The 14,478-nt window shown below is 54.9% G+C and carries 18 protein-coding genes and 1 pseudogene; 13 read left to right on the forward strand and 6 right to left on the reverse strand.

Features of this window, described 5'->3' with window-relative positions:
- Nucleotides 1-3 precede the first annotated feature (3 nt).
- From fliJ to rcsA, 10 genes and pseudogenes are all read left to right on the forward strand, one after another.
- The gene (fliJ, locus tag JTA15_RS09575; RefSeq protein WP_014170734.1) at nt 4-447 is read left to right on the forward strand and encodes a flagellar export protein FliJ; all 444 of its coding nucleotides are present in this window, start codon (nt 4-6) and stop codon (nt 445-447) included.
- Entirely contained in the window at nt 444-1,682 is a 1,239-nt protein-coding gene (gene fliK, locus JTA15_RS09580) for a flagellar hook length control protein FliK (RefSeq protein ID WP_020883337.1), read from the forward strand. Before fliJ ends, fliK begins: the two co-directional genes overlap by 4 nt.
- A gap of 106 nt (nt 1,683-1,788) precedes the next feature.
- Nucleotides 1,789-2,259, forward strand: coding sequence for a flagellar basal body-associated protein FliL (gene fliL, locus JTA15_RS09585; protein WP_020883336.1), 471 nt, complete (start codon nt 1,789-1,791; stop codon nt 2,257-2,259).
- A gap of 4 nt (nt 2,260-2,263) precedes the next feature.
- Complete coding sequence (gene fliM, locus JTA15_RS09590; RefSeq protein ID WP_014170737.1) at nt 2,264-3,268, forward strand: flagellar motor switch protein FliM; 1,005 nt, start codon at nt 2,264-2,266, stop codon at nt 3,266-3,268.
- A complete protein-coding gene (gene fliN, locus JTA15_RS09595; RefSeq protein ID WP_014170738.1) occupies nt 3,265-3,678 on the forward strand; it encodes a flagellar motor switch protein FliN in 414 nt (137 codons plus the stop codon). Before fliM ends, fliN begins: the two co-directional genes overlap by 4 nt.
- Before the next feature lie 2 nt (nt 3,679-3,680).
- The gene (gene fliO, locus JTA15_RS09600; protein ID WP_219373159.1) at nt 3,681-4,055 is read left to right on the forward strand and encodes a flagellar biosynthetic protein FliO; all 375 of its coding nucleotides are present in this window, start codon (nt 3,681-3,683) and stop codon (nt 4,053-4,055) included.
- Nucleotides 4,055-4,792: a flagellar type III secretion system pore protein FliP gene (gene fliP / locus JTA15_RS09605; protein ID WP_008500316.1), complete on the forward strand. Its 738-nt coding sequence runs from the start codon at nt 4,055-4,057 to the stop codon at nt 4,790-4,792. The genes fliO and fliP overlap by 1 nt, the downstream gene beginning before the upstream one ends.
- A 9-nt stretch (nt 4,793-4,801) precedes the next feature.
- On the forward strand, nt 4,802-5,071 hold the full coding sequence (fliQ, locus tag JTA15_RS09610; RefSeq protein ID WP_008500315.1) for a flagellar biosynthesis protein FliQ: 270 nt from the start codon (nt 4,802-4,804) through the stop codon (nt 5,069-5,071).
- A 7-nt stretch (nt 5,072-5,078) separates the two neighbouring features.
- A pseudogene (fliR, locus tag JTA15_RS09615) lies at nt 5,079-5,880 on the forward strand (flagellar biosynthetic protein FliR).
- 278 nt (nt 5,881-6,158) lie between these two features.
- Entirely contained in the window at nt 6,159-6,782 is a 624-nt protein-coding gene (gene rcsA, locus JTA15_RS09620; RefSeq protein ID WP_008500313.1) for a transcriptional regulator RcsA, read from the forward strand.
- A 104-nt stretch (nt 6,783-6,886) separates the two neighbouring features.
- Here the strand turns inward: rcsA and dsrB are convergent, their stop codons facing one another.
- Nucleotides 6,887-7,075 (reverse strand): protein DsrB, encoded by a 189-nt coding sequence (gene dsrB, locus JTA15_RS09625; RefSeq protein ID WP_020883333.1) that lies wholly within the window; start codon nt 7,073-7,075, stop codon nt 6,887-6,889.
- Nucleotides 7,076-7,204: 129 nt separating this feature from the next.
- Here dsrB and yodD point away from each other — a divergent pair, with 129 nt between their 5' ends.
- A complete protein-coding gene (yodD, locus tag JTA15_RS09630) occupies nt 7,205-7,432 on the forward strand; it encodes a YodD family peroxide/acid resistance protein (protein ID WP_008500310.1) in 228 nt (75 codons plus the stop codon).
- A 302-nt stretch (nt 7,433-7,734) separates the two neighbouring features.
- Nucleotides 7,735-8,535, forward strand: a complete 801-nt coding sequence (locus JTA15_RS09635; RefSeq protein ID WP_219373160.1) for a mannosyl-3-phosphoglycerate phosphatase-related protein — start codon at nt 7,735-7,737, stop codon at nt 8,533-8,535.
- Here the strand turns inward: JTA15_RS09635 and dgcQ are convergent.
- The 3 genes from dgcQ to JTA15_RS09650 form a co-directional block, all read right to left on the reverse strand.
- Nucleotides 8,520-10,220, reverse strand: coding sequence for a cellulose biosynthesis regulator diguanylate cyclase DgcQ (gene dgcQ / locus JTA15_RS09640; RefSeq protein WP_106504295.1), 1,701 nt, complete (start codon nt 10,218-10,220; stop codon nt 8,520-8,522). The genes JTA15_RS09635 and dgcQ overlap by 16 nt on opposite strands.
- Before the next feature lie 73 nt (nt 10,221-10,293).
- Nucleotides 10,294-10,476, reverse strand: coding sequence for a YodC family protein (locus JTA15_RS09645; protein ID WP_014170745.1), 183 nt, complete (start codon nt 10,474-10,476; stop codon nt 10,294-10,296).
- A 78-nt stretch (nt 10,477-10,554) separates the two neighbouring features.
- On the reverse strand, nt 10,555-11,466 hold the full coding sequence (locus JTA15_RS09650) for a DUF808 domain-containing protein (protein ID WP_219373161.1): 912 nt from the start codon (nt 11,464-11,466) through the stop codon (nt 10,555-10,557).
- 178 nt (nt 11,467-11,644) lie between these two features.
- On the opposite strand from JTA15_RS09650, the gene yedA reads away from it, so the two are divergent.
- Nucleotides 11,645-12,559, forward strand: a complete 915-nt coding sequence (gene yedA / locus JTA15_RS09655) for a drug/metabolite exporter YedA (protein ID WP_020883329.1) — start codon at nt 11,645-11,647, stop codon at nt 12,557-12,559.
- Here yedA and JTA15_RS09660 read toward each other — a convergent pair.
- Nucleotides 12,531-13,022, reverse strand: coding sequence for a very short patch repair endonuclease (locus JTA15_RS09660; RefSeq protein ID WP_020883328.1), 492 nt, complete (start codon nt 13,020-13,022; stop codon nt 12,531-12,533). The genes yedA and JTA15_RS09660 overlap by 29 nt on opposite strands.
- Nucleotides 13,003-14,418: a DNA cytosine methyltransferase gene (locus JTA15_RS09665; protein WP_305047241.1), complete on the reverse strand. Its 1,416-nt coding sequence runs from the start codon at nt 14,416-14,418 to the stop codon at nt 13,003-13,005. The genes JTA15_RS09660 and JTA15_RS09665 overlap by 20 nt, the downstream gene beginning before the upstream one ends.
- Nucleotides 14,419-14,478: the final 60 nt, after the last annotated feature.

A 14,478-nucleotide genomic window follows, 5' to 3' on the forward strand; every position in this document is an offset into this window, starting at 1 on the left:
GTCATGGCGCAAAACAGCGCGTTATCAACGCTGAAAGATCTGGCTGAGAAAGAAGTTGATGATGCCGCATTGCAGCTTGGCGCAATGCGACGCGGGTGCCAGCAGGCTGAAGAGCAGTTGAAGATGTTAATCGACTATCAGCATGAATATCGCACCAACCTCAATACCGATATGACACAGGGCATTGGAAGCCAGCGCTGGATTAACTATCAGCAGTTTATTCAGACGCTGGAAAAGGCGATAGAACAGCATCGCCAGCAGCTTAACCAGTGGACCCAGAAAGTCGACACCGCGCTGAATTTCTGGCGCGAGAAAAAGCAGCGACTGCAGGCCTGGCAGACCTTACAGGACCGACAGATCGCGGCAACGACCCTGGCGGAAAACCGTCTGGATCAGAAGAAAATGGATGAGTTTGCCCAGCGCGCATCAATGAGGAAACCGGAATGATCACATTGCAACAACTGCTGATGACCGACAGCGACCTGTCGGGCGGCATGCAAACAGGGAAAGGCACCGACGGTGCACAAGACTTTCTTTCTCTGCTGGCAGGCGCCCTGACGGACGCAACAGGCCAGGGCAACGATGCGCCGCTGACGCTGGCTGACCTGAAAGCAGCCGGCAGTAAGCTGTCAAAAGTTGCTCAGGAAGCCGGGGGAGAGAACACCCTGCAGGCCAAAATAGCCAACCTGCTCTCGCGTCAGCCAGCCCTGACAGGCGATGAACCGACAGCAGCCACCCCGCTGGAAACCCTCGTTTCCGGGCTGGTGCCGGTTTCAAAAGGTGATGCCCTGAAGACCCTGAGCGCGGTGAAAACGCAGGATGACAGCAAAAGCGAGCTGAGCGAAGAAGAGCTGGCAGGGTTGAGCGCGCTGATGGCGATGCTGCCCCACCAGCAGACGGCAACGCCGGTGGCCTCTGGCGCGACAGGTATTGGCGTGACGGCGAAATCAACGCTGAACGCTGCCGCGCTTTCGCAAAATGGTGCAGGTCAACAGTCCATGAGCACCCTGCTGGCGGGCCATGAAAAAGCGCAACAAGCGTCGACTTATCAGGCGCAGGCGCAAAACGCCGATCCGTCTCAACCGGTCAACGCCCCGGCGACCCCGATCGTGGCCGCCGCCGCTGAGAAGCAGGATCTCGCCAGTTCACCCTCTTCAACAGCCCCGACCGCAACGCTTGCGCCCGTCATTTCCAGCAACGTCACCAGCCACACTGCCGCAACCGTTGCCACGGCACCGGTATTGAGCCAGCCGCTGGGAACCCAGGAGTGGCAGCAATCCCTGAGTCAGCACATTACGTTGTTCACGAAACAGGGCCAGCAGACCGCAGAGTTGCGTCTGCATCCGGAAGATCTGGGCCAGGTCCAGATTACCCTGAAACTGGATGATAACCAGGCACAGCTGCAAATGGTGTCGGCGCACAGCCACGTGCGTGCGGCCCTGGAAGCTGCACTGCCTGTCCTGCGCACGTCGCTTGCTGAGAGTGGCATTCAGCTCGCGCAAAGCAGTGTCAGCAGCGAGAGCTTTGCCGGACAGCAGCAGTCCTCCTCTCAACAGCAGCAACAGGCTTCACGTTCCGGTAATACCGGCGGTTTTAATGAGGAGAGCGATGAGTTACTGCCTGCCCCTGCCGCCCTGCAATCCGCGGCGCGTGGCAACAGTGCCGTAGACATCTTTGCCTAAACGCCAGAGGTAGCGTGATTATCCCCGTCTTTTCCACGCTTTGACGACAGCAGGACACGGGATAATCACCTTATTAAGCTGTACCGAAACAGGAAGCTCGTATCAGATGACTGACTCCGCGATCACCAAAAAAAGCAAGCGTTCCATCTGGATCCCGCTGCTGGTGTTAATCACGCTCGCCGCCTGCGCTACCGCGGGCTATAGTTACTGGCGTATGCAGCAGGAACCTTCTACCGCTGCGGCCAAAGCCGAACCGCCTCCTCCGCCGGCACCGGTATTCTTCCCACTGGATACCTTCACCGTGAATCTGGGTGATGCGGATCGTGTGCTGTATGTGGGTATTACGTTACGCCTGAAAGATGAAGCCACGCGTGCGCGCCTGAATGATTATCTTCCTGAAGTGCGTAGCCGTCTGCTGCTGCTGTTCTCTCGTCAGGACGCCTCAACGCTTGCTACCGATGACGGTAAGCAAAAGCTGGTCGACGCCATTAAACAGACGCTGGCGACCCCGCTGGTAAACGGTCAACCCAAGCAGGAAGTCACTGACGTTCTGTATACAGCCTTCATACTGCGGTAACGACATGGGCGACAGTATTCTTTCTCAGGCAGAAATCGACGCGCTTCTTAACGGCGACAGCGATAAGAACGATGATCCGCAACCGGGTATTGGCGGCGATAGCGATATTCGTCCTTATGATCCCAATACCCAGCGCCGCGTAGTACGTGAACGTCTGCAGGCGCTGGAGATCATTAACGAACGCTTTGCACGTCAGTTCCGTATGGGGCTGTTTAACCTGCTGCGTCGTAGCCCGGATATCACGGTCGGTGCGATCCGCATCCAGCCGTATCATGAGTTTGCCCGCAACCTGCCGGTGCCAACGAACCTTAACCTGATCCACCTGAAACCGCTGCGCGGCACAGGTCTGGTGGTGTTTTCGCCAAGCCTGGTGTTCATTGCGGTGGATAACCTGTTTGGTGGCGACGGGCGTTTCCCAACCAAAGTGGAAGGGCGTGAATTTACCCACACCGAGCAGCGCGTCATCAACCGCATGCTGAAGCTGGCGCTGGAATCTTACAGCGACGCGTGGAAAGCGATTAACCCGCTGGAAGTGGAGTACGTACGTTCTGAGATGCAGGTGAAATTTACCAATATCACCACCTCCCCGAACGATATCGTCGTGAATACCCCGTTCCATGTGGAGATCGGTAACCTGACCGGTGAGTTCAACATCTGCCTGCCGTTCAGCATGATCGAACCGCTGCGTGAACTGCTGGTCAACCCGCCGCTGGAGAACTCACGCAACGAAGATCAGAACTGGCGTGAAAACCTGGTGCGTCAGGTTCAGCATTCTCAGCTTGAGCTGGTGGCGAGCTTCGCGGATATCCCGCTGCGCTTATCCCAGATCCTGAAATTACAACCCGGCGATGTTTTGCCGATAGAAAAACCCGACCGCATTATTGCCCATGTGGATGGTGTCCCCGTGCTGACAAGTCAGTACGGCACAATTAACGGTCAGTATGCGTTACGCGTTGAGCACTTGATCAACCCGATATTGAATTCGCTGAATGAGGAACAGCCCAAATGAGTGACATGAACAATCCGTCCGATGAAAACAGCGGAGCACTGGACGATCTGTGGGCTGACGCGTTAAACGAGCAAAAAACGACTCCGGCCAAAAGTGCAGCGGATGCTGTGTTCCAGCAGCTCGGCGGCGGCGATGTCAGCGGTACGCTGCAGGATATTGATCTGATTATGGATATCCCGGTTAAGCTGACCGTGGAACTGGGCCGTACCCGCATGACCATTAAAGAGCTGCTGCGTCTGACGCAGGGTTCCGTGGTGGCCCTTGACGGTCTCGCCGGCGAACCGCTGGATATTCTGATCAACGGTTATCTCATTGCCCAGGGTGAAGTCGTGGTGGTTGCCGATAAATACGGCGTGCGCATCACCGACATTATTACGCCATCTGAACGTATGCGTCGTCTGAGCCGTTAAGCATGAAAACCCAGGCAACAATATCACAGCCCTCTGCCGTTCCCGGCTCTCCGCTGCTCCAGGTGAGTGGCGCGTTGCTCGGTATTATTGCCTTTATTCTTATCGCCGCATGGCTGGCGAAGCGCTTCGGCCTGGCGGGTAAAACCGCCGGCACCCGCGGTCTGAAGGTCAGCGCCAGCACGACACTGGGGCCACGCGAGCGCGTGGTCGTTGTCGATGTGGAAGATGCACGGCTGGTGCTGGGCGTGACTACCTCCAGCATCAACGTCTTGCATAAACTGCCGCCAGCCCCGGCAACGGGTGACGAGCGCGCAGAAGTCCCTGCGGATTTTCAGTCCGTCATGAAGAGTTTGCTTAAGCGTTCCGGGAGATCCTGATGCGCCGTTTGTTATCCCTTACGCTTGCGGGCGTCGGCCTGTTTGCCCCTGCGGTTTACGCGCAACTGCCCGGTCTGGTCTCAACCCCTCTTGCAGGCGGCGGGCAAAGCTGGTCGCTGCCAGTGCAGACGCTGGTTTTCATCACCTCGCTGACGTTTATTCCGGCGATCCTGCTGATGATGACCAGTTTTACCCGAATCATCATCGTCTTTGGTCTGCTGCGCAATGCGCTGGGCACCCCGTCCGCGCCGCCTAACCAGGTACTGCTGGGTCTGGCGCTGTTTTTAACCTTTTTCATTATGTCGCCGGTTATCGACAAGATTTATACCGACGCATACCAGCCGTTTAGCGAAGATAAAATCTCCATGCAGGAGGCGCTCGATAAAGGGGCTCAGCCGCTGCGGGAGTTTATGCTCCGCCAGACCCGGGAAGCGGACCTGGCACTCTTCGCCCGCCTGTCCAATACCGGCGAGCTTCAGGGACCGGAAGCCGTTCCGATGCGTATTCTGCTGCCTGCGTATGTCACCAGTGAGCTGAAAACGGCCTTTCAGATTGGCTTTACCATCTTTATTCCGTTCCTGATTATCGATCTGGTGATCGCCAGCGTTCTGATGGCGCTCGGGATGATGATGGTCCCCCCGGCCACCATTGCCCTGCCCTTTAAGATCATGCTCTTTGTCCTGGTCGATGGCTGGCAACTGCTGGTCAGTTCGCTGGCGCAGAGTTTCTACAGTTAAGGAGCCGTAATGACGCCAGAATCGGTCATGATGATGGGCACGGAAGCGATGAAAATCGCGATAGCCGTTGCCGCGCCGTTACTGCTTGTCGCGCTGGTGACCGGTCTGATTATCAGTATCCTGCAGGCCGCCACGCAGATTAACGAAATGACGCTGTCATTTATCCCAAAAATCATCGCCGTGTTCGTGGCGATTATCGTTGCCGGGCCGTGGATGCTGAACCTGTTGCTGGACTATATGCGCAACCTGTTTACCAATCTGCCGTACATCATCGGCTGACCCGACGATGCTGCACTTCACCAGTGACCAGTGGGTTCAATGGCTTGGCGTCTATTTCTGGCCGATGCTGCGTATCCTGGCGCTGATTACAACGGCCCCCATTCTCAGTGAGAAAACGATACCCAAGCGCGTCAAAGTGGGGCTGGGCATCATCATCACCATTATCGTCGCCCCTTCTCTCCCGCCCGTGGATATTCCGATCTTCTCGGCGAAAGCGGTGTGGGTTGCACTGCAACAGGTGATGATTGGCGTGGCCGTAGGCTTTACCATGCAGCTTGCCTTCGCGGCCGTGCGGACCGCCGGCGAACTGATTGGCCTGCAAATGGGTTTATCATTCGCCACGTTTGTGGATCCCGGTAGCCACCTCAACATGCCGGTGCTGGCGCGCATTATCGATCTGCTCGCCATGCTGCTGTTCCTGTCGTTCAACGGCCATCTGTGGCTCATCTCCATGCTGGTGGATACTTTCCATACGCTGCCGATTGGGGAAAACCCGGTGAACAGCAACGCGTTTCTGGCGCTTACGCGTGCGGCCGGGCTTGTTTTCCTGAATGGCCTGATGCTGGCGCTGCCGATCATCACCCTGCTGCTGACCGTGAACCTCGCCTTAGGCTTACTCAACCGAATGGCACCGCAGCTCTCGGTGTTCGTCATTGGTTTTCCGCTGACGCTGACGGTCGGTATTTTATTAATGTCATTACTGATGCCCCTTATCGCCCCCTTCTGTGAGCACTTATTCGGCGAGATATTCAATCTGTTAGCAGATATTGTCAGTGAGCTACCGCGTAAATAATAGCCCTCACAGTTGATATTGTCTTTCTGAGGATATTCCTAAAATAAAACGTGAAAAACATCTTCCAGGATATATCTGACGGGGTTTAATTGTTTCTAACCACCTCACAATACTTAATATTTACTTTACTTTAAGAAGATTCCTGGCAAATTATACGTAACTTTACGGGATAGTGAGTCCGCCTGAAAGTCTTTGTCATGCTCACAGGTTTATTAATTTTTTCCATCCCGTATGGCTGTTATGAGCTCTCAGGCAGATGGTGAATTATCGTTACGCATTGAGTGAGGGTATGCCATGTCAACGATCATTATGGATTTATGCAGCTACACCCGGCTAGGGTTAACCGGGTACCTGGCAAGCAGAGGGGTAAGAAAGAGAGACATCAACGATGCACACACCGTTGACGAACTCGCAGCCGCTTGTGACGAACTTAAACCAGGCGTGGTGTTTATTAATGAGGACTGTTTCATTCACGATCCAGCCAACAGTCAGCACATTAAGCAAATCATTAATCAGCATCCAAAAACCCTGTTTATTGTTTTTATGGCGATCGCGAATATCCATTTCGATGAGTATTTGTTGGTTCGTAAAAATTTATTGATCAGTTCTAAATCGATTAAACCAGAGTCGCTGGATGACATTCTGGGTGATTATTTGAATAAAGAAGTTAAAAATGTAGGAGCGGTTAACTTACCCACCCTATCATTAAGCAGGACTGAATCAAGCATGCTGCGAATGTGGATGGCAGGGCAAGGGACTATTCAGATCTCAGACCAGATGAATATTAAAGCCAAAACCGTTTCGTCACATAAAGGAAATATTAAAAGGAAAATTAAAACGCATAATAAGCAAGTGATCTATCACGTGGTACGCCTCACCGATAATGTGACGAACGGGATTTTCGTCAACATGCGTTAGTCGCTAAAAAAACCCTTTGCACCCTACCTTTGATCTCTGGCCTGGCCAGAGATTTTTGCTTCTGTGGACAGTGTCGGGCACGCCAGTCGCCACCCGACGCCATGCTATTGCGCTTTCTCTACAAAGATGCCATCCGGGTGTCCCAGTTCGTTAAAAAACCAGATGCCGAGCGGGTAGTCTTCAAGTGATACCAGGTACATCGTGCCTTCACTAAACTCTTCAATTGCCAGGACCACACCCGGGCGGCGCGGCCCACCGTCCGTTTTAACGGTTACCCGATCGTTGACCTTCATACGTTCCTCCTCTGGTTTTGAGCCAGTGTAGAACAAAACGCCTTAACTGGCATCGCTGCCCGGTGTGAATGGCGTTTTTGTGCGCAGTCTATACTTACGGTTGGAGACGGTAAAATGAGGTACCCCGTAATGAAGACCGACAAAGAGTACAGCGACACCATCAAACGCGAGGTTGAGGTGGATGTCGATGCCCTGCTGGCCGCCATCAATGAGATCAGTGAGTCAGAAGTCCGTCGTTCGGACGACAATTCCGACAGGGTCATTGTGAACGGAAGGGATTATCACACCTACCGTGAACTGGCGGAGGCCTTCGAGCTTGATATACACGATTTTAGCGTGTCTGAAGCAAATCGTTAGGACGAAAAAAATCCCGGTCATGGGGATGGCCGGGATCAAAACTTGCTTATGCAAGAAGCACTTGAAAATTCGTTACACCAGGAAATCTGATGTACACAAAACACTATCCTCAACCATTTTGTATGACAAGCATATATTCTCATGGCGAATATAATATTTGGTACATAATAAATTTAGTTATGAGGGACAACATGCGCCGAATGCGGGTTTGGCGGGAGAGATACCCTTTTGCCTCACTTACGCATTAGGAATTTTTTTAGGAATATTCTTAGGTGGCAGTTTGTCAGTTATCAGGAGTCGTTATGCCTTCACTGCAGGATAGCCTGCTGCTCTTTTCCGATCTCGACGGCTCGTTGCTCGATATTCATACGTACGAGTGGCAACCGGCCATGCCCTGGCTGGACACCCTCCAGGATAACCAGGTGCCGGTTATTCTCTGCAGCAGCAAGACCGCCGCAGAAATGCTGGATATCCAGCAGGATCTGGGTCTGGAGGGGTTACCCTTCATAGCTGAGAATGGCGCGGTGATTCAGCCCGACGTGCGCTGGGAGACAGGTCAACGCCACATCAGGGGGATGACGCACCGTGATATTCGCCCGCTGATCGACCAGATTCGCCAGCAGCGGGGCTTTAAATTCACCACCTTTGATGACGTCGACGAACGGGTAATCAGCGAGTGGACGGGGCTGACGCGCTATCGTTCGACCCTCGCGCGCCGACACGAAGCCTCCGTTACGCTCATCTGGCGCGACAGCGATGAAAAAATGGCGCAATTTGACGCGGCGCTGGCGCAGTGCGGCCTGAAATGCCTGCAGGGAGCCCGCTTCTGGCATGTTCTGGATGCTCGCTGCGGTAAAGACGTTGCGGTTGACTGGCTGATTGAGCAGTACCGTGCGCGGGAAGGCATTGTGCCGGTTACCCTGGGGCTCGGCGATGGTCCAAATGATGCCCCGCTGCTGGACAGCGTGGACTACGCCGTGGTGATTAAGGGCATTAACCGGCAGGGCATCACGTTACGCGACGATAACCCCGCCCGGGTGTACCACACGCAACAGCCCGGCCCCGCGGGCTGGCAGGAGGGGCTGGATCACTTCTTATCCTGATCGTGCCAGAACACCCGGTTGCGCCCGCACTGCTTGGCCTGATACAACCGGGCATCCGCCACTGACTGCAACTGTTCGAAATCGTAATTGTCCTTTTCCTGGGCGCTACTTACCCCCAGTGAGGCACTGATACGCACGGTGGTACTCTTTTTCACCAGGATCTCTTTACTGTTGATGCGTGAGCGAATGCGTTCCGCAATCCCCCTCGCCTCTTCAAGCCCGCTGCCGGGCAGTACCACGCAGAACTCTTCCCCACCCACGCGTCCGGCAACATCATTCTTGCGCAGTGCGCTGCCAATCAGGCCTGCGGCATGGGAAAGCACTTTGTCCCCGGCCTGATGGCCAAAGCGATCGTTAATGCTTTTAAAATGGTCGAGATCGATTTGAATCACCGAGAACGGCAGCGACTGCTGCCGACATCTTTCCGACAGCATTTTGGCACGCTCAAACAGGGCACCACGGTTATTCAGGCGGGTGAGCGGATCGTGCCAGGCCTGCCACTGCAAAGAGTGCTGAAGCGTATACATATTGCTGACCATCCGACGGATAACCAGCCACGAGATAAGAAGCATGGCGGTGAAGAGTGCCCAGAGCAGCGCCAGCACGATACTGATACTGCCAAAGTCCCCCTTCACGCCTTCATGCAGGGTATGAACGCGTAAAATCACACCATCGAAGTGATCGAGCCGCTCCCAGCTGATAAAGCGGCTTCCGAGGCGGATCCCCCCGCCGGTATCGTTCTCAATCGCGTGCGCTATCTGCGCCGTTTCGCGTTCGTCAAACCGGTTCACCAGACTACCGGTCTCTTCTGACGTGGCAATCATATTCAGCCGGGTGTCGTACAGCTGATATTCCCCCTCTGTACGCTCTTGCGTTGCCTCTTCCAGCAGATGTTTCATGGTCTTCAATGAGAAATCCATCGCCACAACGCCATACCAGTAATGGTCAAAATAGATCGGTACGCTGGCCGTGATCATCCGTTCACCACCGGTCCAGGGCGACGGGCTGGAGATAAACCAGCGCACCGCGCGAGCGCGATTGTTACGTTCAGACTGCTGGGTAAACCACGGCTGGGTAACCAGATAGTAATAGCGCTGGCTAATATCACTCGTCTGTTCAGGCGTGTCCGTCGCAAGGTAAAACCCGGCGCGTGACGCATAGATAACCCGCTCTTCACTTTGCCCCACCGAGGACGCCAGTCGGAGTAAATACCCCACTTCGAGGGCGGCAGAAATTTCATTGCTGATACGCTCAGGATCACGATTCAACAACGTGGTTTTTTCGACGAACGCATCCGACACGCCGTTGATGGGGAGAGTGCGTTTTTTATCAACGGCGAGCTGCCAGCTGGGGCGCGTGCGAAAGGCGTTAAAGCGTGAAATCGCTTCATACAGGACATCAAAGGCCAGCGGCGTCTGGATGGCATCACGCATGCTTTTGCGGAAAAAAAGCATTTTATCCACGCTGTACTGTAACTGCCGGTCCAGCGAAGTGGCTACCGTTTCCAGATGATTACGCTGGCTGGAGATATACGCATCTTCCAGTACCACCACCTCTCGCCAGGTCAGGAGCGTGGAAAATATCAGTACGATGAGAAAACAGAGATTAACAATCAACCCCGGATTGCTACGCATATGCAGCCATTGCAGAAAAGATCGTCTTACAACAAAGGTCTCGCGCTGCACACACACTCCCTGATTACTGCCCGACGCCGGATACGGAAGGTAAAAACGCCCGGCAAAGCCGGGCGTTATGTCATTAAGCCTTGTCTCGCTTGCGCTGCCCGTCTCCCGGCTGAAGCTCATCCTCACGGAACGCTTCCCGCTTGATGCTATAACCGTCGTGCCACCGGCATTCCACCATACCGCTGGAATACCCGGTGACAATCATACGTGGGCCGCCCTTCTTAGGCTTAACTTCATCACTGACCAAAAAGACCATACCTGCCTCCTGTATCAGGGTGAAACGTTTTCAATTTAGACGAGGAATGATCTTTTTGCACCCCGCAACAGGTAACAATTAGTGCGACGTTCCGCGGATTTTTTCGACCAGTTTTACGGCCCCAACCACGATAATGCCAATGATAAAGCCCAGCACAAGATTAAGCAGCGTGGGCAGAATTGCCGCCACTATGCTGCCCTGCGCCGAAGCGAAATGTTCAATAGCATGATGCAGCGGCACGATACCGTGAACCACAATACCGCCTCCGACAAGGAACATCGCCAGCGTACCCACCACTGACAGGCTCTTCATCAGCCAGGGCGCGGTCACCAGCAGGCTTTTACCGATACCTTTGGCGATAGCGCTCGATTTTTCTTCCAGCCAGTAGCCGATATCATCCAGCTTAACGATAAGCCCCACCAGCCCGTACACCCCCACCGTGACCAGAATGGCGATCCCGGAGAGGATCAGGACTTGGTTCAGAAGCGGTGCTTCAGAGACAATACCTAACGTAATGGCCACGATCTCCGCCGACAGAATAAAGTCGGTACGAATGGCACCTTTCACCTTATCACGCTCGAAAGTTTTAGGATCCTGCGCGGCCAGCGCCTCAAGACGCTGCTGGCGCATTTCCGGCGTGTCGCTGTTCTTACGTGCGGCGAACGAGTGCAGGATCTTTTCAGCGCCTTCGAAGCATAAAAATGCGCCGCCAATCATCAGCAGCGGCGTGATCGCCCATGGGATAAACGCGCTGATCAGCAGCGCAAGCGGCACCAGGATCACCTTATTCAGGAATGAGCCTTTCGCTACGCCCCATACCACCGGTAATTCACGGTTGGCCCGAACGCCGCTCACCTGCTGGGCGTTGAGCGATAAATCGTCTCCCAGAACCCCGGCGGTTTTCTTCGCCGCCAGTTTCCCCATCACCGAAATGTCATCCAGTAAGGTGGCAATATCATCCAGTAATGTTAATAAGCTACTTCCTGCCAAAATCTCATTCCTTCTTTTTTTGGTAATTAAGTGAATAGTATGGAGCAAAAGTGTAAACCCGGAAACAGGCACCTCGCGTCAACAAAAAATTCACATCAACTACACAATTAAAGCGCTCGCCAGCCCGATAGTTTTGGCGTTTACTGTCAGCGACCTTTTCATTTTGTCGCGAGGGATTATGCGTTTCCGGCAACTGCTACCGCTCATTGGGGCACTTTTTTCGCTGTATATCATCTGGGGTTCCACCTACTTTGTCATTCGTATCGGCGTGGAGAGCTGGCCGCCGCTCATGATGGCGGGCGTACGCTTTCTCTCGGCGGGCGTGTTACTGATGGCCTTCCTGCTGTTACGGGGCCATAAGCTGCCTCCGCTTCGCCCGATGCTCAATGCCGCCCTGATTGGCCTGCTGCTGCTGGCCATAGGGAATGGGTTTGTGACAGTCGCCGAGCACCAGAACGTGCCGTCCGGAATCGCCGCCGTCGTGGTCGCGACCGTCCCGCTGTTTACCCTGTGCTTTAGCCGTCTTTTCGGCATCCGCACCCGCAAGCTCGAATGGGTAGGGATTGGGATCGGGCTTGCCGGGATCATCCTGCTCAACAGCGGCGGCAACCTGAGCGGAAATCCGTGGGGCGCAGTGATTATCCTGATCGGCTCCATGAGCTGGGCATTTGGGTCGGTATACGGTTCACGAATTGAGCTGCCGACCGGCATGATGGCGGGCGCGATTGAGATGCTCGCGGCGGGAATTGTGCTGCTGATTGCCTCAACGCTGACGGGCGAAAAACTGACAGCCATGCCGGATCTTTCGGGCTTCCTGGCCGTGGGTTACCTGGCATTATTTGGCTCTGTCATCGCCATTAACGCCTATATGTTCTTGATCCGCAATGTCTCGCCGGCGATCGCGACCAGCTACGCTTACGTGAACCCGGTGGTTGCCGTACTGCTGGGCACCAGCTTTGCCGGCGAAACGTTGTCTCCGGTGGAATGGCTGGCGCTGGGCGTGATTGTCTTTGCCGTTGTGCTGGTAACGCTGGGGAAATATCTGCTTCCTGCGAAGCCGGTTGTTACGCCGTGTGAGGTGGAGAAACCGTAAGCGGGTGAATACCCTGGGTGTCGATCTGCGCGGCCTGCCCGCCGCCGCAGATCCACTCTTCCAGCCGTTCTGTCAGGTCGGCATCGGTACGTCTTAATCTGCCGCGCAGCGCGCACTCCCAGACAATCAACACCCGCCAGCCCTGCGCGAGAAGCGTGCTAAGGTCACGGTTGTCCCGCGCGACGTTCTTGCCAATCTTCTCCAGCCAGAAATCCGTACGCGTCGCGGGAACCTTAAACAGGTAGCAGTCGTGGTGATGCCAGAAACAGCCGTGGGTAAAGATGATGCATTGATACGCATCGATAACGAAATCCGGACGGCCCGCAAGCGCGGCATCCTGCACGCGGAAATCAAACCCCGCCTCGGTCAGCAGCCCGGCTAGCCGCTTTTCAATGGCGGTATCACGCGTGCCGATGGCACGCATGTTTTTACTGCGCGTCGCCTTATTGTGAACATCCGTCATTGACGGCCTCACTCTCACGTAACGCCACGGCCTGTCTGATGCGGGAGGCCAGCAGTTTTGCCACCGCCGCAAACGCGGGAACGACCACCGAGTTACCAAACTGCCGATAAGCCTGGGTGTCCGACACCGGAATGCGGAAGGTATAACCCTGCGGGGTCTCAAACCCCATCAGCCGAGCGCATTCACGCGGCGTTAAGCGGCGCGGACGGTGACGCTGGTTATCGGGATCGTCAAAATCTTTCTCCCCCAGCGCTTTATCCCAGCCCCGGTCGATCAGGATCTCTGCGCCATCTTTATAGTAGCGAGCGGACAACGTGCGCGTCACACAGTGCGGATCGTTCGGATTAACCATCCCGAAGCCAAAACCGTTGCCTTTGGCCTGGTGTTTTTTCGCATAGCGGTAGAGGTATTTCCACAGCACCGGGGTGAGGATAAATTTCGCGTCGACGACTGGTTCCAGCAGGTCGGCCACGGTTGGGCGACGCGCAGGATATAAAGAGGGAATATCCCGCAGGGTAAAATCCCCCTTCAGGTTGAGGTCGCGGCGAAAACCAACCAGCACAATGCGTTCGCGGTGCTGCGGCAGGAAATGCTTACCGTCGATGATTTTCGGGTCATCCGCGCCCATATTCTGAGCGTCCGCTACGTCATACCCCAGCTCATCGAGCGTTTGCATGATAATGCGGAAGGTCTTTCCGCCGTCATGGCTCTTGAGATTTTTGACGTTCTCCAGCACGAAAATCGCCGGACGACGGGCGTCGATAATGCGGACAACATCAAAGAACAGCGTGCCTTGCGTATCGCAGGCAAAACCGTGGGCGCGTCCGAGGGCATTCTTTTTCGACACGCCGGCCAGCGAGAAAGGCTGGCACGGGAAACCCGCCAGCAGGACATCATGGGCCGGAATTGACTGGCGAATGTGCTCAGCCGCCTCTTCATCACTCACGCCGCTTTTGTGGCTCAGCGTAACATCACGGATATCGGCGTTGAAACGGTGTTCATGGGGATCGCAGTACCAGTTGGCTTTGTAGGTACGGACCGCATGTTTGTTCCACTCGCTGGTAAACACACACTGCCCGCCAATGGCCTCAAACCCGTGTCGAATGCCGCCAATGCCGGCAAACAGATCGATAAAACGGAAGGCATAGTTCGGGTGCGCGGCTGAAGGACGCGGAAGCAGGTTTTGCAGGTAACGAAACTCGCCCTCACTCAGACGCTGCCCTGCTCGCTCGCTGGTCAGCAGTCTCTTCAGGATTGCCGGGCTCCAGTGGCTCTCACCGTGCGCCACCAGCTGATTCGCCAGCGTTTTAGCATCATAGATATCCAGCAGCTGGCGCAATAAAGCCTGCACCGTTGCCGTTGATTTCTCAGCCTGCTCTGGCGCGGGCTCACTCACTGATCGATTTTCCTGCATTCTTTTAACCGGAGAATAAAGACTGGAAACAGATTACCACAG

The sequence above is a fragment of the Enterobacter sp. BIDMC 29 genome (assembly GCF_019378755.1).
Taxonomy (GTDB): domain Bacteria; phylum Pseudomonadota; class Gammaproteobacteria; order Enterobacterales; family Enterobacteriaceae; genus Enterobacter; species Enterobacter ludwigii.

Excerpts from the sequence above, each read along its gene's own strand:
- fliJ (WP_014170734.1), top strand. The coding sequence starts at position 4 with ATGGCGCAAAACAGCGCGTTATCAACGCTGAAAGATCTGGCTGAGAAA.
- fliK (WP_020883337.1), top strand. The coding sequence starts at position 444 with ATGATCACATTGCAACAACTGCTGATGACCGACAGCGACCTGTCGGGC.
- fliL (WP_020883336.1), top strand. The coding sequence starts at position 1,789 with ATGACTGACTCCGCGATCACCAAAAAAAGCAAGCGTTCCATCTGGATC.
- fliM (WP_014170737.1), top strand. The coding sequence starts at position 2,264 with ATGGGCGACAGTATTCTTTCTCAGGCAGAAATCGACGCGCTTCTTAAC.
- fliN (WP_014170738.1), top strand. The coding sequence starts at position 3,265 with ATGAGTGACATGAACAATCCGTCCGATGAAAACAGCGGAGCACTGGAC.
- fliO (WP_219373159.1), top strand. The coding sequence starts at position 3,681 with ATGAAAACCCAGGCAACAATATCACAGCCCTCTGCCGTTCCCGGCTCT.
- fliP (WP_008500316.1), top strand. The coding sequence starts at position 4,055 with ATGCGCCGTTTGTTATCCCTTACGCTTGCGGGCGTCGGCCTGTTTGCC.
- fliQ (WP_008500315.1), top strand. The coding sequence starts at position 4,802 with ATGACGCCAGAATCGGTCATGATGATGGGCACGGAAGCGATGAAAATC.
- rcsA (WP_008500313.1), top strand. The coding sequence starts at position 6,159 with ATGTCAACGATCATTATGGATTTATGCAGCTACACCCGGCTAGGGTTA.
- dsrB (WP_020883333.1), bottom strand. The coding sequence starts at position 7,075 with ATGAAGGTCAACGATCGGGTAACCGTTAAAACGGACGGTGGGCCGCGC.
- yodD (WP_008500310.1), top strand. The coding sequence starts at position 7,205 with ATGAAGACCGACAAAGAGTACAGCGACACCATCAAACGCGAGGTTGAG.
- JTA15_RS09635 (WP_219373160.1), top strand. The coding sequence starts at position 7,735 with ATGCCTTCACTGCAGGATAGCCTGCTGCTCTTTTCCGATCTCGACGGC.
- JTA15_RS09645 (WP_014170745.1), bottom strand. The coding sequence starts at position 10,476 with ATGGTCTTTTTGGTCAGTGATGAAGTTAAGCCTAAGAAGGGCGGCCCA.
- yedA (WP_020883329.1), top strand. The coding sequence starts at position 11,645 with ATGCGTTTCCGGCAACTGCTACCGCTCATTGGGGCACTTTTTTCGCTG.
- JTA15_RS09660 (WP_020883328.1), bottom strand. The coding sequence starts at position 13,022 with ATGACGGATGTTCACAATAAGGCGACGCGCAGTAAAAACATGCGTGCC.